This window comes from Rhizobium sp. BK312 (assembly GCF_014193605.1).
In the GTDB taxonomy this organism is placed as follows: domain Bacteria; phylum Pseudomonadota; class Alphaproteobacteria; order Rhizobiales; family Rhizobiaceae; genus Rhizobium.
In genome coordinates, this window is record NZ_JACHZP010000004.1 from 217,058 (window position 1) to 236,720 (window position 19,663).

Sequence of the window (19,663 nt, forward strand, 5' to 3'; positions counted from 1 at the left end):
TCACCGTGCGCGGCAACCCTGGTACTTCCCGAGCCCTTAATCGACGGCTCATCCTCAACCTGCTCAGAAACCGGGGGGCGATGCCGCGTGCCGAAATCGCCACCGTGACGGGCCTTAGCCCCGCGGCCGTGACTTTCGTAGTCACGGAATTGATCGAGGAGAGGCTCGTCATCGAGGGAAAAGCACAGACGGGTGCGACGGGACGGCGGCCCGTGCCGGTCGATATCAATTACGATGGCCACCTGGCTGTCGGTTTCAAGCTCCGCCACGACAGCATCGACTGTGTTCTGACCGATCTTGCCACGATGCCGATCGCCTCCTTCGATATGCCTGTGCCGGACACACGGCCGGAAACGATGGTCGAGGCGATTGTGGCGGCGATCCCGAAACTTCTTGCCGATGCCGGCCGCACCGGATCGCCCGTTATGGGCGTCGGCGTTTCCATCCCCGGCGAGGTGGATGCGGTCAACGGCATCTGCGTCCAGAGCCCGCGCTTTGGCTGGCGCAATCTTGCCTTTCCCGAATTGCTGCGTGAACGGGTCCATGTCCCGGTCTGGATCGACGACGACATCAGCGCCTTCACCGTCGCACAGCGGCTCTTCGGTGAGGGCCGCAACTACAGCAATTTTGCAACGATCGCCGTCGGTACCGGTGTCGGGTCATCGCTGGTCATGGGAGGAGAGATCTATCACGGAAGCCATGGCTTGGCCGGAAAGCTCGGTCACGTCATCACGGTTCCAGGCGGCCGGCTTTGCGAATGCGGGAGAAGGGGCTGCCTCCAGGCTCACACAGCCGAGGCTGCGATGATCGAGGACTGGGGCCGACAGAGAGGCGCAAAGGCCAATCGTGACGAATTCGCAGCCGCGATCGATGGCGGCGATCCGGCGGCTCTCCAGGTCATGGCGGAGGCGGGGGAGCTGATCGGGCGCCATCTGGCCGATCTGGTGAACCTGTTCGATCCTGAGGTTCTCATTGCCGGCGGCGAAGCCATGCAGTTCGGCGAAGCGATTCTCGGGCCGATACGGCGTTCGATGGCGAAATATGTCTTCTTGAATATGCCGGAATTACTTCCTGACTGGGTGCCAGGTTCGTGGGCACGGGGGGCTGCCGCCCTTGCGACCCAGCATTTCTTTGATCTGGATGTTGAATGATGCTGCTCTGCGCATGATCCGCATATGCGCCTCGCGCCGTCAGGAAAATTGACCATCGGCATCCGGCTCGCATCTCATCGATAGCGCCGTCCCGTCTGCGTGATGATCACATCCATCGGAATGTCGTGAGCCAGCGGACGGATGGTGTCGATCCCCTGCGATTCGAAGCCGACGCCGATGACCAAAGGCTTGCGTTCGAGAGCTACGATGGTTCTATCGAAAAAGCCGCCGCCATAACCGAGACGGAAGCAATAGCGATCGAAGCCGACCAATGGCGCGATAACGATATCAGGAATGGCTTCCTTGCCTTCCGCGGGTACAGGAATGTTCCATACCCCGCGTTCAAGCCTCTCTCCCATTTTCCAGGATCGGAATACTAGCGGGGTTGCCTTCGCCACGACCACGGGCAACAGGCAATCCGCGCCGCGGGCCGTTGCGGCTGCCATCCATCCTCTAAGGTCCGGCTCTCCCAGGAATGGCCAAAACAGGCTGATATGCTTTCCGTCAACATCGGCGACGACCTGATCGAGATGCGCTGCAATCGAGCGCGTATAATCTTCACGCTGCGCGAATGGCAGTGCCTTTCGATCATCGATCAAGCCCTGCCGCTGCATCTTTCGCCACGCGAAAATATCCGAGATTCGGCTTTCGTGGGGTGAGATGCTGCTATAAGCCGGGTCGACTTCGTGCAGCGTGCAGGCGGGCGACGCATATTCGCGGATGTCTTCGTCGGTTTCGTGTCGATCCGATTTTGCCATTCGTTCCAATGCTCCCTGTCCGGGCAGGCCAAACATGCTTGAGCTGCGGGAATGATTTTTATATAGGGAATGATAAAGCGGCTTAATTCCTGAATCGAGATCTTTTCGTTGGACCTTTCATCGATCGAAATATTTCTGGCGGTCGCAAGCGATCGCAGTGTGACCAAGGCTGCGAAGGCCGTAGGACGCGTGCCGTCGAACGTGACGACGCGCATCCAGCAGTTGGAGGACGACCTCGGCGTCCTGCTCTTCAGCCGTGACGGCAAGAAGATGACGCTGACAAAAGAGGGCGAGACGTTCCACGTCTATGCCAATCGTCTTTCGGCGCTTGCTCTTGAGGCACGTCAGGCGGTCAGGCCTCGGCGCCCAACAGGCACCTTGCGCTTGGGAACGATGGAAAGCACAGCTGCAAGCCGGCTGCCCGCGGCGCTCAGCCGGTTCAATCATATGTGGCCGGATGTGTCGCTCCAGCTGACGCTTGGCGCTTCCCGCGACCTTGCCCGAGATGTTCTGCGCGATGTTTTGGATTGCGCGCTGATCGCCCGACCGCCGAAGGCGATGCTGGGTGAGGATCCGGATTTCGCGGCTGAACTCAGGCAGCTCGAAGCCGAGCCGGTATTTGTCGAGGATCTACTGCTGTTGTTGCCATCCGGCCATCCTGCGATTCGATCCGCCGCCGATTTGCAGGTCGGATCGATTGCCGCTTTGGAGCCCGGATGCACTTATCGCAGGATTGCAGAGGACTGGGCACGCAGGTCGAGCGCTTTGCCGACGACCGAACTTGGTTCCTATCATGCCATCCTGGCCAGTGTAGCGACCGGCAATGCGGCTGGCGTCATGCCAAAGTCGGTTCTCGATCTCATGCACTGGCCGGCGATGTCGACGACGCATCAGCTCGCCGTCGTCGATACGGTTCTGATCTCTCGCAAAACCGATCGCCCTAGTTCCTTCGATGCGTTTCATGAAGTCCTTAGCGCTACCAAGGGAAAGAGCGTGCCGTCGTTGCCGAACTAGCCGGCGTCCTGCCGTTCATCCTCGAGAGCTTCTTCCTTAAACTGGTTCCATCATGCAGCATTCAGAGCCCCACAAGGCTGGTTCCAGCCGGTTCCGCCTGTTTTCCCCGATCCTCGCCGGAGCCACCTTGCGCGAACGGCTGATCGCCTGCCTTGGCGCCTTGATCGGCATTGGCCTTACCGGAGTCATCAGCGGTTATCTCTTCGGGCAGGGGCCGCATCTTCCGCTCATCGTCGCGCCGATGGGAGCGTCCGCCGTGCTGCTGTTCGCGGTTCCGGCAAGTCCGCTCGCCCAGCCGTGGTCGATCATCGGCGGCAATACTATTTCGGCCATGATGGGTATTATCGCGGCCTATCTGATCCACGATCCGATCATCGCGATCGGGGTCGGCGTCTCGCTTGCGATAGGAGCCATGTCATTTACGCGATGCCTGCATCCGCCGGGCGGCGCCGCGGCGCTGACCGCCGTTCTCGGCGGCCCGGTCGTTGCGGGCTGGGGTTTCCTGTTTCCCTTCGTGCCGGTTGCCTTGAATTCCTGCATACTCGTCGGCCTCGGCCTGGTGTTTCACAAGCTATCCAGGCGCAACTATCCGCATATTGTCGCCAAGCCAGCCGAAAACACCCATCAGACGCGCGATCTGCCGCCGCCTTTGCGGGTAGGCTTTCGTGAGGAGGACGTCGATGCCGCCCTGGGCGTGCTTGACGAGACCTTCGATATTGATCGCGCCGACCTCAGCCGCCTTCTGCGGCAGGTCGAATTGCAGGCAGCGATACGATCGCATGGAGATATAAGCTGCGCCGACATCATGTCGCGCGATGTCATCGCCATTGACGAGCACGCAGGGCCGGAGCACGCACGGCAACTTCTGCTGAAACACAATATTCGCACCTTGCCGGTGAAGGACCGGGAAGGTCGCCTCATCGGTACGGTCGGTCTGCGCGAGCTCTCGGGAGATCTCGACACCATCGCGCACGCTGTATCGAAGCCGGCGGTTGCCGATGCTGCCGATCCCGCTTTGTCGTTGTTGCCCGTTCTGACGGACGGACGAACGCATGCGGTCATCGTCGTCGATGCCGACCGGCGCGTCCTCGGTCTGATATCGCAGACGGATCTTTTGAGCGCCATGGCACGGCTCCTGCCGAAGAAGGACATTCCGGCACCTGTTGTCGCCTGAATACGGCCGAGGCAGTTATCGTTACTATCGAGCCCTGCACCTGACGCAGCGTAACACCGCCGGCCTAGTTCTTGCTGATGCCGCGAGGCCATAAACGGTCGACCAGGCTACGCTTGCCACCGCCGCCGTTCGCGGGTTCGTAAATTCGCTTGATCCGTAGAGACATATCCATCGCCTTTCCGGGGCAGCCGGCGGCAGCTGATGATAACATCAGTCTGCAGGGCTTGGCCAATGATCCGGCGACCGGCGGCTTTGCATCTTGCCTGTCGCGGCGCGGCATGATTGCCAGCGATTCGCAGTTCACCTCAATCCATCGGACGCATAGCGTTGGGGCAGGCGCGCTGAACTCGGCGATAGACGTTCGCGGATTGGTTGACTTTCCCGCATCCGATCGCGTTGGCCTGCATCAATCGCAGACCCGGCAAGGCTGCGGCCATAATTATGGCTGTTTCTGGCGGTCGATCAGGATCAGAGATTTTCCGGAGTGCTTTGAAGTCCACTTGCCTGGACAGTAGAATAACTTCGACTTTTCTTTTATCTATTGCGGCTCGGCCGGGGAGTTGCCCAATGATATAGAGTTAATGGCTGTAATCAAGTTTGGCTTGCCTACAGCATAGTGATAGTGTGACTTGGCGCAGGCCGATGAAAATCTGCGAGCATCCTTTCAGATTTATTTTGTGGTGAGGATGTGTTAGCTGACATATATTGCGACTGCGAGAGCGAGAATGGTAGAATTCAAATTTAGCGAACCACCTCGAGGAAATGCGGAAGACCTCTCAAAGGAATGTCAGCGCCAGTTGCGGCCTATTGTCAGTCAAATCGTCCAGGCAGCAGCAGCAGCCGGATGGGACAAAAAAGATGTGCTTCTAGCGATGGTGGACGTTGCCTGGGATCTTTATGAAAAGCGTCGGGATGATGCCTAGGGTCGCATAGCGCGCAATCGTTTTCCCACTTTTAAGGGAAATATAGACCGAATCCTGACTGCACGTTTCAATGGTTTTTTAGAAAACTCTATCTCAACCATGAGAAGAAATGGTCTGATGGCATATCATTTCATAGCTATATGGCTATTTCCCCTTCCAAACCCCGCGATTTATACTATTTAATCTTCCGCAATAAGCTGCTTGCGGCGGCAAGCGGCGGGCAGAGTTGGGAAATGAGATCTCAAATGAAAGTGGGATCTGATCTGCCTGTTAGTATTTGCCGGACTTCGTTCGGGCGGGGCGATGAAGAATGGGCTATGCGGGTGAGGTCCGGGAACGGGCCGAACGATATGTGTTCGATATAATCCCTGAACATGCAGGGCCGAGAAAGACGACCGCCCGCGGGAGCGTTATCAATTCCGTACGCAATCCCGGATCGCAGACATTTCTCGCCAAAGAGCATGCGATGGGGATTGTACTGGCTCCCATGCGTGGCTTGCGAGCCTCTCTCGGCAGCGACCGAATCACCCAATATGATGCGCCTGTCGGTTGCCTCATCATCAATCCCGCCGGTGTGGATAGCAGCCTTGCCTGGTCCGAAACCAGGAAAAATCTTGTCGTCGCCATTCCTCCCGACACTTTGTCGGAGCTGGCGCTTCAGGAGTTCGATCTCGCGAACGTAGAACTCCGGCCACCTGCTTTCGGAACCGTCGATCCGATAGCGCTCGACATTGCGCAGAGGATTTCTGTCGAATTAACCGGGAAAGCAACTCCGAATGAACTCTTTCTGGATTCATTGGTTACGCTCTTTAGTACCCATCTCATCCGCAACTATGCAAGCAATATGAAACAGCTTCCGTCGCCAAGGGGAGGGCTCTCCGCCAAAAGCGCCCGTCGCGTTGAAGAGTATCTCCGTGAACATTTTACGGAAAAGGTTCATGTCGCGGAACTGGCGGCTGTCGCCGGCATTTCACCCAATCATTTCATCGTAAGATTCGCCAAGACATTCGGCATGCCGCCACACCGCTACCTCATAAATCTGCGCCTGGACCTCGCCGAAAAATTGCTGGCCGAAGGTGAAATCGCGATCGCGGAAATTGCCTATATGGCAGGGTTTTCGGATCAAAGCCATTTGGCGACCACGATGAAGAGATACCGGGGACGCACGCCTACAGAGCTTCGATATATGCGATAACCACATGGGCTTGAACGCAAGCCCGCTTCTGTCCCAAACCAATTCGAGTATTCCCAAATTTGCTATTTCCCGCGTCCATGCGAGAGATGTATGGCGGGGATGGGCGTCTTCCGCTCATGCGGCAGAAGAGATTTTTCGGAATGGAAAGAACCGCTTGGTGCTCATCGTCCGGCGGTTCGCCTCTTCGTGCAGAACAGCCTAAGGTTAAGTGTGGCAAAGTGGCTACACCCGCAGCCGGCTAGGCAAAAAACCGTAATTTTCTAAAAAAAATCCGGAATTTTATAAAATACGCTTGCGCTGAAATAAGGCCATCTTCCCGGACGGTAACTATCCGGTGCGGTATGGACATTCAATTCCCTGAATTTGAAATCTTTGCTCCGAAGATCGAGGTAGCCTGGACTGCCTTGCAAGACCGATATGCCAGCCGCTTGAGCGGCGCGGAAGTCGATTATCTATTTGCCTGCCTGGTCTTCGGTTTGACCTCTCCGGCTTACGGAGAAGGGGAGCCGCTATTCCATTTCGATGTCTGCCGCGCTTTGGTGACGATGAAGCTTCCCCCCGAACGGGCGGATGCCGCCTTGTATTCCGTTCCGGAGTTGACGCAGCCGTGGGTCGATACCGTCCGCGAGCAGCTCGAAAGCCAAGCCGCCAAAATGGGTCGCGCGCTTCTGCAAGCGCATAATTTCAACGACGACGCAGCCGCAGATGCGGGTTCACGCGTGCTCGCTCGTCCAGATAGCAGCGAGGAGAAGGCAGCATGAGGGAATGCGTTGGGGAACATCTGCAGACTAAATCTCGCATAGGATTGGCTGGAAACTTTGTTTCAGCCGATCACACCGATCGGTCGCTCCGGCGCCGCCTGATGGCTGTACTGCGGATGGCGTCTCGCGTGCTCGGGATGCGCCGCAAGGACATAGGCCCCGGCTCGTTAGGCGCCGGCGGGAGCTTGCGTTCGGCAGGCGTGATCGGCGGCCTCGCCGCGCTCGCCGCGCTCGGCCTTTCCGCGCCGGCGCAGGCGCAATATCAGGCCGGCGGCGGAACGGCGTCAGCCGCCAACGCAGTTGCCATCGGCAACGGTACCCAAGCGAATGGCTTGGAGAGCGTGGCGTTGGGCACCTCTAACAGTGCTACTGGCAACGCTTCGATCGCCATCGGCTATTCGATGGCTGTCAATGGCCTCAACGCCATTGGCATGGGTGTCTTCGCGAACGCGACCGGCACCAATGCTCTTGCCGTGGGCGGGAACGCCCGCGCGCTGGCGAGCGGTGCATCGGCCTTTGGTGTCAACACCACTGCAAGCGGGGCGAACGGCCTCGCTTTCGGCTCCGCGGCCACCTCTTCAGGTGGTGCCTCGGTGGCGATCGGACTATCGTCCAACGCCTCGTCTGCAAACGGTTCTGCCATCGCCATGGGGGCCGGCTCCAAGGCAAACGCTGGAACGGGCGGCGGTTCTCCCATTGCCATTGGTACGAATGCCAATGCAAGCGGCACCGCTCCTTCCGGCTTCACGTTCGAGTCTGTTGCGTTAGGCTCCGCTGCGACGGCCACGGGAGCATGGGCGAATGCCGTTGGTTCGAGTTCGTCTGCGACGGGGACAGGATCCAGCGCTTTCGGCACGTCGGCCGCCGCAACGGCAAACCAAACTACGGCGATCGGCAATGGGGCAGCGGCTTCCGCCCTAAGAGGTTCCGCCATGGGTTATCTGGCCCAGGCCTCCAACACGGACACCATCGCTCTCGGCACGAATGCTGCCGCATCAGGAACCAACTCGCTCGCAATTGGCCCGACCACCGTTGCGTCGGGGGCTTTCGGCGTTGCCTTGGGCAACCAGGCGCAGGCAGTCGCTGCCGGTGGTGCCGTTGCGATAGGCTCGGGCGCAGTCGTTGCCAGCACCGCGACCTCCGGCGTCGCGCTAGGCAACAATTCGAATTCCAGTGGTGTGTTATCGACTGCCGTAGGCGCCGGTACCAACGCCAGCGGCGACAATTCCACGGCCACGGGGCGCCAGGCTGTTGCGAGTGGCACAAATGCCTCCGCGTACGGATCTGGAACGCAGGCGACGGGGAACAACTCTCTGGCAGCCGGTGTCAGCGCCAATGCCAGCGGGGCTGGCAGTACTGCACTCGGCATAGGAACTGTAGCGAGCGCCAGCGACTCGGCAGCCATGGGCTTCCAGGCCAGTGCGACGGGAACGGACTCCACCTCGGTTGGTTCTCAAGCCAAGGCCACCGGTGCCCGTGCGTTCGCGGGCGGCCGTTCGGTTACGGCCTCAGGTGATGGTTCCGTCGCCATTGGCGTGGCGGCTGTCTCACAAGGAGCAAACTCGGCGGCACTCGGAGCAGGCGCGGCTGCACTCGGCGTAAATGGGGTCGCCCTGGGCACCGCCGCCGGCTCGCTCACCGACAATTCCGTGGCTATCGGCACGGGCGCAACAGCTGATGGCGGCGAGTCGGTCGCCATCGGCTCCGGCAACACTGCGTACGGGGACGGCGCGGTCGCGATCGGCGATCCGAGCTATGCGAGCGGCACGGGCGCCTTCACCGGCGGTGCCAACAACATCGCCAACAGCGATGGCACGGCAAGCGCCAGCGCAACCAATATGGCCAACGGCGCGGTCGCGATCGGTAATAACAACAAGGCGATCGGCCAGGGCTCGGTTGCGCTCGGCAACGGTTCCACGGCGGGTGCCTCCGGCTTCGTCGGCAATGTCGCACTCGGTAACGGCGCGACGGCGGCGGCAAGCTCCGGCGACGTGGCGCTCGGCTCGGGCTCGGTGACCGCCACAGCGGTCGGCACCGCCAGCGGGGTGGTCAACGGCACGACTTATGCCTATCAGGGTACCAACCCGTCTTCGACGGTCAGCGTCGGCGCACCGGGCGCCGAGCGTACCATCACCAACGTCGCGGCGGGTCGGGTCAGCGGGTCGTCCACCGACGCCGTCAACGGCTCGCAGCTCTTTGCCACCAACCAGGCCGTCGACGCCATCGGCACGACGGTCAACAACATCACCACCGGCGGCGGCATCAAGTATTTCCATGCCAATTCGACGGCGGCGGACTCGTCGGCGACGGGTGCCGACTCGGTCGCGATCGGACCTCTCTCGACAGCGGCAGGTGCGAACGCCATCGCGGCCGGCAACGGTGCGGCGGCCTCCGGCCTCGATGCAGCCTCGTTCGGATACATCTCCAAGGCCACGGGTGACTACAGCACCGCTATCGGCCCCAATGCCAATGCGACAGCCACGTCCAGCACCGCGATCGGCCAGAATGCCTTTGCCACCGACGTTCAGGCAACTGCTCTCGGCAAACAGGCGAATGCCAGTGCCACGGATGCGCTCGCACTGGGCGCCAATGCCACCGCCGGCAACGCAGGCGCCGTGGCCCTCGGCTCGGGCTCGGTGACCGACGTCGCCGTCGGCACGCCCAATGTGGTGATCAACGGCACGACCTATGCCTTCCAGGGCATTAACCCGTCTTCGACGGTCAGCGTCGGCGCCGTCGGTGCCGAGCGCACCATCACCAACGTCGCGGCGGGCCGGATCAGCGGCTCGTCCACGGATGCCATCAACGGTTCGCAGCTCTTTGCCACCAATCAGGCGGTCGATGCCATCGGCACGACGGTTACCACCATCAACGGCAATCTGACCAACCTCGGCAATACGATCAACAATCTCGCTGGCGACACATCGACGACCTATACCGATGCAAACGGTAAGGGCATCCGATATGTGCGCACCAATGACAGCACGCTTGCTGTCAGCGATTCCTCGGCTCAGGGTGTCGGTTCCACAGCCGTCGGCTATAACGCGACCGCTGCGGCAGGCGATGCCCTGGCACTTGGAAGACAAAGCCAGGCCACCATCCAAGGCGGGGTTGCCCTCGGTTCCGACTCGGTTTCCGATCGTCCCCTGGCACCCACCAGCGGCCAGATCGCGGCTGGGCCGACGAACTTCATCCAATACAACACGACGGATAAAACGCTGCTGGGCGCGGTTTCGGTCGGTTCGAGCTCGGCCTATCGACAGATCATCAATGTTGCCGACGGCACCAACGCGCAGGATGCCGTTACCGTCCGTCAGCTCCAGGGCGCCATCGCTTCCGTGGCCACGACCCCAAGCAAGTACTTCCATGCCAACTCGGCGGCGGGCGATTCCCTCGCCGTCGGTGCGGAGTCCGTGGCGGTCGGCCCGACCACCGTGGTCAACGGTGACAACGGCATCGGCATCGGCAACGGCGCGGTTGTCGACCAGGTCGCGCCTGGCGGCACGGCCATCGGCCAGAATGCCCATGTCATGCTGGCCGACGGCGTAGCCCTCGGCACAAACTCGCTGGCGGCGGGCGTGCAGTCGGTCGCATTGGGCGCCGGCGCGCAGGCAAACAATATCAACAGTGTCGCGCTCGGCGCGCAATCGGTAACGACCGTGGGTGCTCAAGCCGGCTATACTGGCTTTGCCCTGACGGGCCCGCAAACCTCCGTCGGCGAAGTGTCGATCGGCTCGGCCGGATCGGAGCGCAAGCTCACCAATCTGGCCGCCGGTTCGGCAAACACCGACGCCGTCAACGTCAGCCAGCTCAAGGGTCTCGGCACCAACATCACCAACCTGATCGGCGGCGGCACGACGGTCAATCCGGATGGCTCGATCACCGGCCCGACCTATAATGTCCAGGGCAACAACTACACCACGGTCTACGATGCCTTCGGCGCGGTCAACAACACGCTGACCAACATCACGAGTGGCGGCGGCATCAAGTATTTCCACGCCAACTCGACGCTGGCGGACTCCACCGCCAGCGGCACCGATAGCGTTGCGATCGGTCCGCAGAGTGTCGCCAGCGGCGTGAGCAGCCTTGCGGCAGGACTTGGATCTGCGGCGACGGGGCAGGGTGCGGTTGCCCTCGGCCAGGGTGCGCAGGCCAACAATGCCAATGATGTGGCCTTGGGCTCCGGTTCCACAACACAGGCTGCTGTCGGCACATCCGGCACGACCCTTCAAGGCACGCACTACGACTTTGCCGGCACCGCGCCTGTCGGAACGGTGAGTGTGGGTTCTCAAGGGGCTGAAAGAACCATCACGAACGTCGCTGCCGGCCGTATTTCTTCCGACAGCACCGACGCCATCAACGGATCGCAGCTTTATGCGACCAATCAGGCGATCGACAGCCTGCAGACCGGTGTCGGAACGATCACCAAGAACGCCGTCACCTATGACCTCAATTCTGATGGCAGCAAGAAGAACAGCATCACGCTGCAGGGCGGTGATGTGAACGCGCCGGTGGTCATTTCCAACGTCGGCAAGGGTGTCGCTCCCACGGATGCGGTGAACGTTGCCCAGTTGGGTGACAGCATCACTCAGGTCAAATCTTATACGGATACGGCTGCCGCTACTACACTGGCTTCCGCCAACAACTATACGGACCAGAAATTCGGCCAACTGAACCAGGAACTTGGGGACGTCCGTTCCGAGGCAAGGCAGGCGGCCGCAATCGGACTTGCAGCGGCATCGCTTCGTTATGATGACCGTCCGGGCAAGGCGAGCGTGGCTCTCGGTGGCGGTGTCTGGCGAGGCGAGGGCGCGGTGGCCTTCGGCGCCGGTTACACCAGCGAGAACGGCCGCGTCCGGGCGAATTTGTCCGGTACGGCCGCCGGCGGACACGTGGGTGTCGGCGCTGGCGTCAGCTTCACTCTGAATTGAGGCTGTCATGATCAAAGGAGCGCTTTACGGCGTCCCGACTTTCCTGATGTGCATGCTCCTGTTCGGCTCGATTGCAGCCGGACAGGATGCTGCCTCTCCCGCGTTTCGTATAAAACCTTCCGAGGTGGTTGTTCCCGAGGAGGTGAAGCTTGGCGACTATCAGCGGACCATTCGTCCCTTCGAGAACTGGACGCTGATTTGCGACGAAAATCTCAAAATTCGCCAGCGGGTCTGCAACGTCACCCAGATCATCGAGAACGAGGCCGGGCAGGTCGCATTCAGCTGGTCGCTCGCAGCGACGAAAAAGGGCGATCCCTATATGATCTTGCGCGCTGCCCCGGTTGCCAAAAGCGACGGCGGTATCCTGTTGCAATTCGAGGGCCGCAAGGAGCCGATACAGGTCCGGTTCAACGGCTGCAACAACACGGTGTGCGTCGGCATGCTGCCGGTCGGACCCCTACTGCGCGAGCAGATTTCCAAAAGTACGGCGCCAACGGTTTCCTATCCGACAGCGGATGGGAGGACGATCAGCGTGACCGCAAATCTCAAGGGCCTTTCCACAGCCGTAAAGGCGATAAAGTGACGGATGGATTTCAATGACCCAGCAATCAATTCACGATCGCATCATGTCGCGAAACACCAAGGATGCCGCAATTCAGAACCTGGCGGTCGAGCAAGCCGAGCCAAAGCGAAGCTGGCGAAAGACCGCCGCCCTTTCGGTGCTGGCGATCGCAATCGTCGCCGCTGGCGGCTATGCCGCCGTCCGATATGATGTCTTGGGTAATCTTCTCTCCCAGCCGGCGGTCGCTGCAGCGAACGACGCCAATCAGGCGCTGCCCGATACGCCGTTCCTGCAGCACGCCAAGCAGGCCGGACTGCATTCCTGTTCGACGATTTTCCCCGTTCTAGGGCAGCTGCTGACCAACGGCACGCAGTACAATGTCCAATCGGTGTGGAACAAGGAAGCAGCCGACAAGCATGCCGTGCAGGCACTTGTGGGCATGAACTATGCCACGCAGGGCTATAGCGGTCCGGCCGCCGGCATCGTATTTGCAGCACCGGTCGCATCCGGCTGCGAAGGAGCAATGGTTCGGGTCGCACCGTTCACAATGTCTTGCCCGGAAGTTTCGGCCAAGTTCCCGAACGGAAGCAAGCTCGTCAACAATCTCGACCAGGTCGGTGTCTACCAGCTCGGCAACGATGGTGGCGATGCCATGCTTTTGCCGACAGGAAGCGGCTGCGTCGTCATTTCCGTAGCTTCGGCAGCAGGAAAGCAAGGGAGCTAAACATGAGATTGAAATCCGCGATTTCAGCGATAGGCATGCTTCTTGTCTCCGCCGCCCATCCGTGGGCTGCCGATCTTTTCACGACTGAGCAGCCGCCGGCTCCTCCGCCTGACGAGCGCGGCATATGGGCAGCCATCGCCTATTCCGCCCCTGATGAAAAATACGGCTTCTTCTGGGGAGCCGACAAGCGCCAGGAAGCCATGGATATCGCCCTCAAGCATTGCGAGCGGGATAAGGGTAAAAGCTGCGTCGTCGTCAGTGTCTTCCGCAATCATCGTCACTGGGATGACGACGATAAGACCGGCTTTCCATACAATCATTGCGGCGCGCTTGCCACCGGCAAGGAAGGCGGCAAGCGCGTCACTCCGTGGGGCGCGAATTCGGCGCCGACACGTCGCGAAGCTGAAGATCTCGCGCTCAAGGCATGCGAGGGCTCCGGCTCCCGCTGCAGCGTGCGGGAATGGGTATGCACGTAAGCGCCTCCGCGCGAGATCGCCCTTGGGCGATCGGTTCGCGTCGAAGGGTGGCTGCCGACGCTAGTTCTTCATCCTGGCCTTTGCGGAAACGATTGCATAAGGTCGCATTTCAAAGCTGAGAGATCTTATCCCTTGTCAAATTCCGCATTCATTTCACTTCGGACAATCGGCCGCATTTCTTATGCGGTGCTCGCCTTCATCTCCGCGAGCTTTGCTCTGATGCTTGCACCTGCGGCCTTTGCCCAATCGGCCCTGCCGAACGGTGCATCCAGCCTGCAGGAGACGTATCAGGACTGGCATGTTGCGTGCAATCAGCGCGATAAGGCACCTTCTTGTGCGCTCTCGCAAGATCAAACTCAGCAGAACGGTCAAAGATTGCTCGCCGTCGAGATGCAGATGCGTCCCGATGGCAGTGCGCTTGCGACGCTGCTGTTGCCGTTCGGAATTGTCCTCGACTCGGGCGTCACACCGAATATCGACGATCAGCCGCCCTTGAAGCCGGTGCGCTTTCGCACCTGCCTGCCGAACGGCTGCATAGCCTTGCTTCCGATCGATGCTCCGACACTTGCCAAATTGCGAACCGGCTCCCGCTTGAACCTCAAGGTTGTTGCCGATGGCGGCAATGCTTTGGGCTTCCAGGTGTCCCTGCAAGGCTTTTCAGCGGCTGCCGATCGCGTTGTTGCATTGGCCAGCCGATAGGAAGTGCACGGTGCGGGCGGCTCGCGCCGAAGATCCGATGAGCTATTTCCTGGGCAACGAGCTGTCTGCCAGCAGCTAGCCGTCGAAGATGAGGCTCGCCGCGCCGATCAAGCCGGCATGGCGTCCGAGTTGTGCGGCAACGATCGGCACGTCGCGATAAGCGGGCATGGCGCGCTCGCGAACTGTCATCACCATTTGATCGTGCAGAAGATCGAAGCCATGCGAAATTCCTCCGCCCATGACAAGCACGTCGGGCGAATAGAGGTGAAGCAGGTTCGTAAAGCCGATCCCCAGCAAGCGCGCCTCGTCAGTCAGCAGCGCCAATGCATCAGCGTCGCCCTCTCGCGCGGCTTCAACGACGTGTCGTCCGGTCACGTCGGCATCGGCGGCGAGTTTGCGCAGCATCGATCCGTCTGACGGCCTAGTGCGGGCCGTTGCCCGCCTGCCGAGCGCCGTGCCGGAGGCGACGGCTTCGAAGCAGCCGACCGCGCCGCAAAAGCAACGTTCGCCCTCGCTCGTGATCGTCATGTGGCCGATCTCGGCAGCCAGGCCCCGTCTGCCATGCAGGATACGGCCATCGGCAATCACGCCGCCGCCGATACCGGTCGATACCGTGACGAACACCATCGATTCCGTCCCGCGGCCGGCGCCATATCGCCATTCGCCGAGCGCTGCCGCGTTTGCATCGTTTTCAAGCCGCACAGGCAGCCGGAAGTGGCCGTGGAGAATGTCTGCCAACGGAACCTCATGCCATCCGACAAGCGTCGGGGCGGCAATGACGACACCGGCGTCCGGATCGAGCGGGCCGGGCGCGCCGATCCCAATCCCGATCGGCGAAAGACCAGGCGTTTGCGCCAGCACCGTTTCGGCCAGCTGTTCGATCTGGTGGATGACGGCGGCGGGGCCGCCGGCCGCGTCCGTCGACAGCGACGAGAACGACAGAAGGCGTCCCGCATCATCGATAAGCGCGGCGCGAAGCTCCGTTCCACCGAGATCGAATGCAAGAGCGACCTTTTTCACGAAACCCGGCTCTCCAGTCCATGCAGCCAAGCGATCCGGTCGCCAAGGTTCTTGTCGCCGAATGCCAGCGATCCGAGAACGACCGTCTGCGCTCCCGCTTGGCGTAACAGCGGCACCGTCTGCTCGCGAATGCCGCCGTCGGCTGCGAGTATGATCTGATCCTCGCGGCCGGCTTTTCTCAGGAGGGACCGGGCTTCGATCAGCCGGTCGCAGGCTTTTTCGGAAAGGCTTTGTCCCTTGACGCCGATCGAGGTTCCGAGCAGCGTCACGAAGGCGACATGGTCGATGAAGGGGTCGATCGCCGATACGGGCGTTTCCAGCCGCAGCACCACGCCGGCTTCGGCACCCAACTCCTTGGCAAGCGCAATTGCGCGCAAGCCTGCATCACCGTTTTCAGCATGGACGCTGATCAAATCCGCCCCTGCTTCTATGAACTGGCGCGTCTGCTCCTCGACGATTTCAGCCTCGACCATGAGATGGACGTGGATCGGTTTGGCGGTCGACTTGGCGATGCGTGCAACGAAATCAGGAAAGAACAGGAAGCCCGGCGTAAAGCGCGCATCGGCGACATCGATGTGATGCAGGTCGACATAAGGCTCTATGCGCTTGAGGTCGGTTTCCATATTGGCAAGGTCCGCCGACCAGAGCGAGAATTCGCCGAGAAGCCTGTTGCGGGGAAGCGCTGCGATGGCCGCCGGGCCGGAAAGGGGTCTGGACGTCATGATGGAACGAAGCTCCGGATTGTTTTGGATGCGAGAAAATGCGCGATGGCGTCTTGGACCTCGGCAAAGTGCTTGTCTTTGTCGATGGCTTTGGCGGTAACTTCGACAAAGCTTGCGCCTGGAATGACATTGGCGAGCGTCTGCGCGCAGGAGAGCGGATGGATCGCATCCTGCCGGTTGCCGATGATCAGGGTGGGCACGGCGAGGGCGGCTGCCGCTGCCTGCGGCACATCCGGTCCATCTGCGGCGATGTCAGCCAGAACGGAGGCAAAGGCGAGAGCATCCGGTCGGTCGAAATAGCCCAGCAGGGAGGAGAAGTTGTCCGGCGCCTCCGCAGCGATCCGACGCCCTATTTCGGAGGAGACAAAACGCCTTTTGGCCTCCTCGATCGGGTGCGAACGGATCAGGGCGGCAACGGCCCGGATCGGCGCGAGATTGTCGGGCGATGCCTCGAAGGTCCAGGCGGGACGCACGAGAACGAGGCCGGCGACCCGATTGGCGTGATGATGGGCAAGATGCAGCGCAATGGCCGCGCCCATCGAAATGCCGCCGACGATGAAGCGGTCGAACCCGTATTCGGTGGTTGCGGCCAGAACATCCTTGGCAAACATATGGATCGAAAAGGGTCGCGCATTGCCCAGCGAGGATGCACCATGTCCGCGGCATTCCAGCGTTAGTCGGTGAATGCCTGCCGAAGCGGGGACATTCTGTGCCACCTGCGCCTCATCGCCACCCAGCCCGTGCTGGAAGACGACCGGAAGTTCTTGCCCATTGTCGTAGATGGCAAGTTCCGCGTCGCCGCGCTTGAACGATTTCTGTCCCATCAGATCAGCGCCTTGAGAAAGCCGGCGACGCCGGCCGCTTCGGATGCCGGAAGGCCATGCGTCACGAGCGGGCCGTCGAAATTCACCGAACGCAGCCGCGCGATGAAATCGGCAAAATCCACCACGCCTTGTCCGGCGATCGCGAAACGGCCGTCGCCGTGGCGATCCTTAGCGTGCGCCAGGGCGATATGACCGGCGGAGATTTCGACCGCCTCTGCGACGATCGCCCGCGCTTGCGCCCGCGTCGCCTGCTCGAAAAGATTGGCCGGATCAAGCACGATGCGCAGCCGCGGCGATCCCATCTCGTCGATCAGCCGTCGGGCGTCGCGTGCCGAGGTGACGATATTGGCCTGTTCCGGCTCGATACCGAGATCGACGCCATGCCGTTCCGCCAGCTCCAGGGCTTTCGACATTTCAGCGGCCATGTCGGCCCAGGCGGAGGGATCGCCGTTGTCGGGATGATGTGCCCATTGGTCGTTCGGGTCGCGCGTTCCGGTGCAAAGCGTCACCAGCGGAATCGAGAGTGCGGCCGCCGTTTCGATGATGACGGCGAGCTGGGCGAGGCCCGATCGGCGAACGGCAATATCGGGGTGAGCCATGTTGTAGGTGCCCGACAGAGCAGCGAGCGAGATGCCCGTCGCCTCGACGGCCGCCCGGATCGCAGAGATCGTTTCTTTCGAAACGGTATCGGACATAGACGGGAGACCGCAGCAGGCGAGATTAAACTGCGCGCATGCGTAACCGCTATCCCGCACGGCCGAGAGAACACCGAGCGGCTCCGTTCCGGGAAAGGTCTTGGCGAATATGCCGATTTGCATCAGACCGCTCCCGAAACCGACGCGAGCTCGACACGCTCGCCCCGTTCCACCGACCGGGCGATCGCCACCATCGCGCGGATGGAGGCCAGGCCGTCGTCGACATTTGCGCCGCGCATCGGCGCGCCGTTTAGCGCCGTGTCGGCGAGCCCCTCCAACTGCCGGCGGAAGAAATGGCCGTCGGCGCCGAGCGGCTTCCGACTCGTCGCATCCTTCTCGTGAAAGATTTCCACTTCGCTCGAGCGGAAATACCAGGGATTGAAGGTCTTTGCGAGAACAGAGCCGTTTTCGCCGTAAAGCTGGAAACCTTCATGCCAGTCCATGCGCACGGCAACCGTCAGGTCCAGATGACCGAGGGCGCCATTGGCAAATTCGGTTTCCACGAACCAGCAATAGGCACCGGCGCGTTCCAGAAGCCGGGCGCGAACGGCAATGATCTCGCCGCAGAAGAAGCGTGCGGTATCGACCAGATGCGAGCCATGCGCCAGCATGAAATATTGCCGGAGATCGGCCTTGGGATTGCCTGATGGTTTGCGTGCAAGCTTGCTGGTGACGGGCAGGGGCTGCACCGCATCCGTATTGGTGTAGCGGTGGGTGGAATCGCAATACCAGGCCTTCATCGCAAAGATCTGGCCTATATCGTCGCGCACGAAATCGCGCGCTGCCTCGAGCGCCGGATCGAAGCGTTTCATATGCCCGACCTGCAGGATCTTTCCGGACCGGCGCACGGCCTCGGCAAGCTGCTGCCCTTCCTCGACCGACACGCCGATCGGCTTTTCGCAGAGCACGTGCTTTCCGGCTTCCAGGGCCTTGATCGACATCGGCACGTGATAGGCGTCGGACGTCGCGACGATTACGGCCTCCAGCTCGGGATCGGCCAGCATGGCGTCATAATCGCCGTACATCTTCTGCGGTTCATAGGTCGCGCTCATGCGGGCCAGAAGATCGGGGGCCGCGTCGCAGATCGCATAAAGATCGGCATTCCGCGCCTTGACGCAGGATTCCAGATGCGCGAATTGCGCGATCGGCCCGCAGCCGAGGACTCCCACGCGAAGACGGCGACTTTCCTTTTCGATCATGGTTCTCTTCCTTATGCGCCGTAGCCGCGCATGGTTTGGCGATTGGCTTTGACCGCAGCTGCAGGATCGGCGCTGGCCGTCTCGGATTCCTCCTCCAGCACCAGCCAGCCGTTAAAGTGCGGAGCTGCCGAGACGAGGTCGATCACGGCGGGCGTATCGAGGACGCCCTTGCCGAGCATCGCCCATCGGCCCTGCGCATCGACATCTTTCAGATGCAGGTAGCGGATACGGTCCTGATAGGTACGCATCGTATCAAGCATGTCGGCATGCCCCCGCAGGATATGGCCGGTATCCGGTACCCAGCCGACCAGGCTCGGGTCGAGGAGTGTGAAGATGCGGTCGTAATCGGCACGGTCGAACAGCAGCGTATTGTGATGCGAGCTCGGATGTACCGCGACCTCGACGCCGGCGGCCTTGCCAAGCTCTCCCGCACGATTGTAGAACTCGCCGGCAATGGCGAACTTGTCGTCTCGCGGACCGTCGGAAACGACGGTCGCCGAGCCGATGGAAATGAGTGCGCCGGGAAAGTGCGCTGCATAATCGATCCAGCGCTTGGCCGTCGCCAGATCATCCTTTATCGCATCGGCCACCGTAAAGCCGCTCTTCGAACCGAAGGCGAAGGAGACGAGCGTCAAGCCGCAATCTCGCAATGCATTTGCGAAAGCATGCGGGTCCGCGCCATAACGGCCGATCATGGTATCGGTTATTTCGATGCCGGAGTAACCGCCTGCGGAAATCGCCGACAGCAGGTCGTCAACCGTTCCTGTCCAGGCATTGCCGAGCATTTCCCATGTAAACGTCTGGCAGCCGACTTTTATGTCCTTGCGCATTCCCG

At 61.0% G+C, this 19,663-nt stretch carries 19 protein-coding genes; 11 read left to right on the top strand and 8 right to left on the bottom strand.

Translation table 11 applies throughout. From position 1 onward, the window contains the following. Positions 1-5: 5 nt before the first annotated feature. The gene (locus FHT85_RS13285) at positions 6-1,151 is read left to right on the top strand and encodes an ROK family protein (protein WP_112410736.1); all 1,146 of its coding nucleotides are present in this window, start codon (positions 6-8) and stop codon (positions 1,149-1,151) included. Positions 1,152-1,225: 74 nt separating this feature from the next. Here FHT85_RS13285 and FHT85_RS13290 read toward each other — a convergent pair whose 3' ends face one another. After that, positions 1,226-1,909, bottom strand: a complete 684-nt coding sequence (locus tag FHT85_RS13290; RefSeq protein ID WP_112337108.1) for a 5-formyltetrahydrofolate cyclo-ligase — start codon at positions 1,907-1,909, stop codon at positions 1,226-1,228. Between the two features lie 108 nt (positions 1,910-2,017). On the opposite strand from FHT85_RS13290, the gene FHT85_RS13295 reads away from it, so the two are divergent. Continuing rightward, positions 2,018-2,923 (top strand): LysR family transcriptional regulator, encoded by a 906-nt coding sequence (locus FHT85_RS13295; protein WP_112401127.1) that lies wholly within the window; start codon positions 2,018-2,020, stop codon positions 2,921-2,923. Between the two features lie 52 nt (positions 2,924-2,975). Beyond that, a complete protein-coding gene (locus tag FHT85_RS13300) occupies positions 2,976-4,097 on the top strand; it encodes an HPP family protein (protein ID WP_112337106.1) in 1,122 nt (373 codons plus the stop codon). A gap of 64 nt (positions 4,098-4,161) precedes the next feature. Here FHT85_RS13300 and FHT85_RS30990 read toward each other — a convergent pair whose 3' ends face one another. Next, a complete protein-coding gene (locus FHT85_RS30990; RefSeq protein ID WP_405048025.1) occupies positions 4,162-4,377 on the bottom strand; it encodes a hypothetical protein in 216 nt (71 codons plus the stop codon). Between the two features lie 445 nt (positions 4,378-4,822). Between FHT85_RS30990 and FHT85_RS13305 the strand changes: the two genes are divergently transcribed. From FHT85_RS13305 to FHT85_RS13340, 8 genes are all read left to right on the top strand, one after another. Next, positions 4,823-5,020 carry a hypothetical protein gene (locus FHT85_RS13305; protein WP_112337105.1) on the top strand — a complete coding sequence of 66 codons (198 nt, stop codon included), beginning with the start codon at positions 4,823-4,825 and terminating at the stop codon, positions 5,018-5,020. A 310-nt stretch (positions 5,021-5,330) separates the two neighbouring features. Then, a complete protein-coding gene (locus tag FHT85_RS13310; protein ID WP_112337104.1) occupies positions 5,331-6,215 on the top strand; it encodes a helix-turn-helix domain-containing protein in 885 nt (294 codons plus the stop codon). 341 nt (positions 6,216-6,556) lie between these two features. Continuing rightward, the gene (locus tag FHT85_RS13315; RefSeq protein WP_112401129.1) at positions 6,557-6,976 is read left to right on the top strand and encodes a hypothetical protein; all 420 of its coding nucleotides are present in this window, start codon (positions 6,557-6,559) and stop codon (positions 6,974-6,976) included. 101 nt (positions 6,977-7,077) lie between these two features. Further along, positions 7,078-11,907, top strand: a complete 4,830-nt coding sequence (locus FHT85_RS13320; protein ID WP_246779974.1) for a YadA-like family protein — start codon at positions 7,078-7,080, stop codon at positions 11,905-11,907. 7 nt (positions 11,908-11,914) lie between these two features. Then, the gene (locus FHT85_RS13325; protein WP_112410741.1) at positions 11,915-12,490 is read left to right on the top strand and encodes an invasion associated locus B family protein; all 576 of its coding nucleotides are present in this window, start codon (positions 11,915-11,917) and stop codon (positions 12,488-12,490) included. A 13-nt stretch (positions 12,491-12,503) separates the two neighbouring features. After that, on the top strand, positions 12,504-13,193 hold the full coding sequence (locus tag FHT85_RS13330) for a hypothetical protein (protein ID WP_112337100.1): 690 nt from the start codon (positions 12,504-12,506) through the stop codon (positions 13,191-13,193). A gap of 2 nt (positions 13,194-13,195) precedes the next feature. Then, entirely contained in the window at positions 13,196-13,669 is a 474-nt protein-coding gene (locus tag FHT85_RS13335; protein WP_112337099.1) for a DUF4189 domain-containing protein, read from the top strand. A gap of 132 nt (positions 13,670-13,801) precedes the next feature. Next, positions 13,802-14,368: an invasion associated locus B family protein gene (locus FHT85_RS13340; RefSeq protein ID WP_210293681.1), complete on the top strand. Its 567-nt coding sequence runs from the start codon at positions 13,802-13,804 to the stop codon at positions 14,366-14,368. 75 nt (positions 14,369-14,443) lie between these two features. Here the strand turns inward: FHT85_RS13340 and FHT85_RS13345 are convergent, their stop codons facing one another. Genes FHT85_RS13345 through FHT85_RS13370 form a run of 6 tightly spaced genes read right to left on the bottom strand, consistent with a single transcriptional unit; the run spans position 14,444 to position 19,658 of the window. After that, positions 14,444-15,388: an ROK family protein gene (locus tag FHT85_RS13345; protein WP_112410743.1), complete on the bottom strand. Its 945-nt coding sequence runs from the start codon at positions 15,386-15,388 to the stop codon at positions 14,444-14,446. Continuing rightward, positions 15,385-16,110: a ribulose-phosphate 3-epimerase gene (locus FHT85_RS13350; RefSeq protein WP_112410744.1), complete on the bottom strand. Its 726-nt coding sequence runs from the start codon at positions 16,108-16,110 to the stop codon at positions 15,385-15,387. Before FHT85_RS13350 ends, FHT85_RS13345 begins: the two co-directional genes overlap by 4 nt. Next, on the bottom strand, positions 16,107-16,934 hold the full coding sequence (locus FHT85_RS13355; protein WP_112410745.1) for an alpha/beta fold hydrolase: 828 nt from the start codon (positions 16,932-16,934) through the stop codon (positions 16,107-16,109). The genes FHT85_RS13350 and FHT85_RS13355 overlap by 4 nt, the downstream gene beginning before the upstream one ends. Then, positions 16,934-17,752, bottom strand: a complete 819-nt coding sequence (locus tag FHT85_RS13360) for a sugar phosphate isomerase/epimerase family protein (RefSeq protein WP_112410747.1) — start codon at positions 17,750-17,752, stop codon at positions 16,934-16,936. The genes FHT85_RS13355 and FHT85_RS13360 overlap by 1 nt, the downstream gene beginning before the upstream one ends. Then, positions 17,752-18,828: a Gfo/Idh/MocA family protein gene (locus FHT85_RS13365; RefSeq protein ID WP_112410749.1), complete on the bottom strand. Its 1,077-nt coding sequence runs from the start codon at positions 18,826-18,828 to the stop codon at positions 17,752-17,754. Before FHT85_RS13365 ends, FHT85_RS13360 begins: the two co-directional genes overlap by 1 nt. A gap of 11 nt (positions 18,829-18,839) precedes the next feature. Next, a complete protein-coding gene (locus tag FHT85_RS13370; protein ID WP_112410750.1) occupies positions 18,840-19,658 on the bottom strand; it encodes a sugar phosphate isomerase/epimerase family protein in 819 nt (272 codons plus the stop codon). Between the last annotated feature and the right edge of the window lie 5 nt (positions 19,659-19,663).

Bases quoted from the DNA above. Each gene is read 5' to 3' on its own strand.
- FHT85_RS13290 (WP_112337108.1), bottom strand. From the start codon at position 1,909: ATGGCAAAATCGGATCGACACGAAACCGACGAAGACATCCGCGAATAT.
- FHT85_RS13300 (WP_112337106.1), top strand. From the start codon at position 2,976: ATGCAGCATTCAGAGCCCCACAAGGCTGGTTCCAGCCGGTTCCGCCTG.
- FHT85_RS30990 (WP_405048025.1), bottom strand. From the start codon at position 4,377: ATGCCGCGCCGCGACAGGCAAGATGCAAAGCCGCCGGTCGCCGGATCA.
- FHT85_RS13305 (WP_112337105.1), top strand. From the start codon at position 4,823: ATGGTAGAATTCAAATTTAGCGAACCACCTCGAGGAAATGCGGAAGAC.
- FHT85_RS13310 (WP_112337104.1), top strand. From the start codon at position 5,331: ATGGGCTATGCGGGTGAGGTCCGGGAACGGGCCGAACGATATGTGTTC.
- FHT85_RS13315 (WP_112401129.1), top strand. From the start codon at position 6,557: ATGGACATTCAATTCCCTGAATTTGAAATCTTTGCTCCGAAGATCGAG.
- FHT85_RS13320 (WP_246779974.1), top strand. From the start codon at position 7,078: ATGGCTGTACTGCGGATGGCGTCTCGCGTGCTCGGGATGCGCCGCAAG.
- FHT85_RS13325 (WP_112410741.1), top strand. From the start codon at position 11,915: ATGATCAAAGGAGCGCTTTACGGCGTCCCGACTTTCCTGATGTGCATG.
- FHT85_RS13330 (WP_112337100.1), top strand. From the start codon at position 12,504: ATGACCCAGCAATCAATTCACGATCGCATCATGTCGCGAAACACCAAG.
- FHT85_RS13335 (WP_112337099.1), top strand. From the start codon at position 13,196: ATGAGATTGAAATCCGCGATTTCAGCGATAGGCATGCTTCTTGTCTCC.
- FHT85_RS13350 (WP_112410744.1), bottom strand. From the start codon at position 16,110: ATGACGTCCAGACCCCTTTCCGGCCCGGCGGCCATCGCAGCGCTTCCC.
- FHT85_RS13355 (WP_112410745.1), bottom strand. From the start codon at position 16,934: ATGGGACAGAAATCGTTCAAGCGCGGCGACGCGGAACTTGCCATCTAC.
- FHT85_RS13360 (WP_112410747.1), bottom strand. From the start codon at position 17,752: ATGCAAATCGGCATATTCGCCAAGACCTTTCCCGGAACGGAGCCGCTC.
- FHT85_RS13365 (WP_112410749.1), bottom strand. From the start codon at position 18,828: ATGATCGAAAAGGAAAGTCGCCGTCTTCGCGTGGGAGTCCTCGGCTGC.
- FHT85_RS13370 (WP_112410750.1), bottom strand. From the start codon at position 19,658: ATGCGCAAGGACATAAAAGTCGGCTGCCAGACGTTTACATGGGAAATG.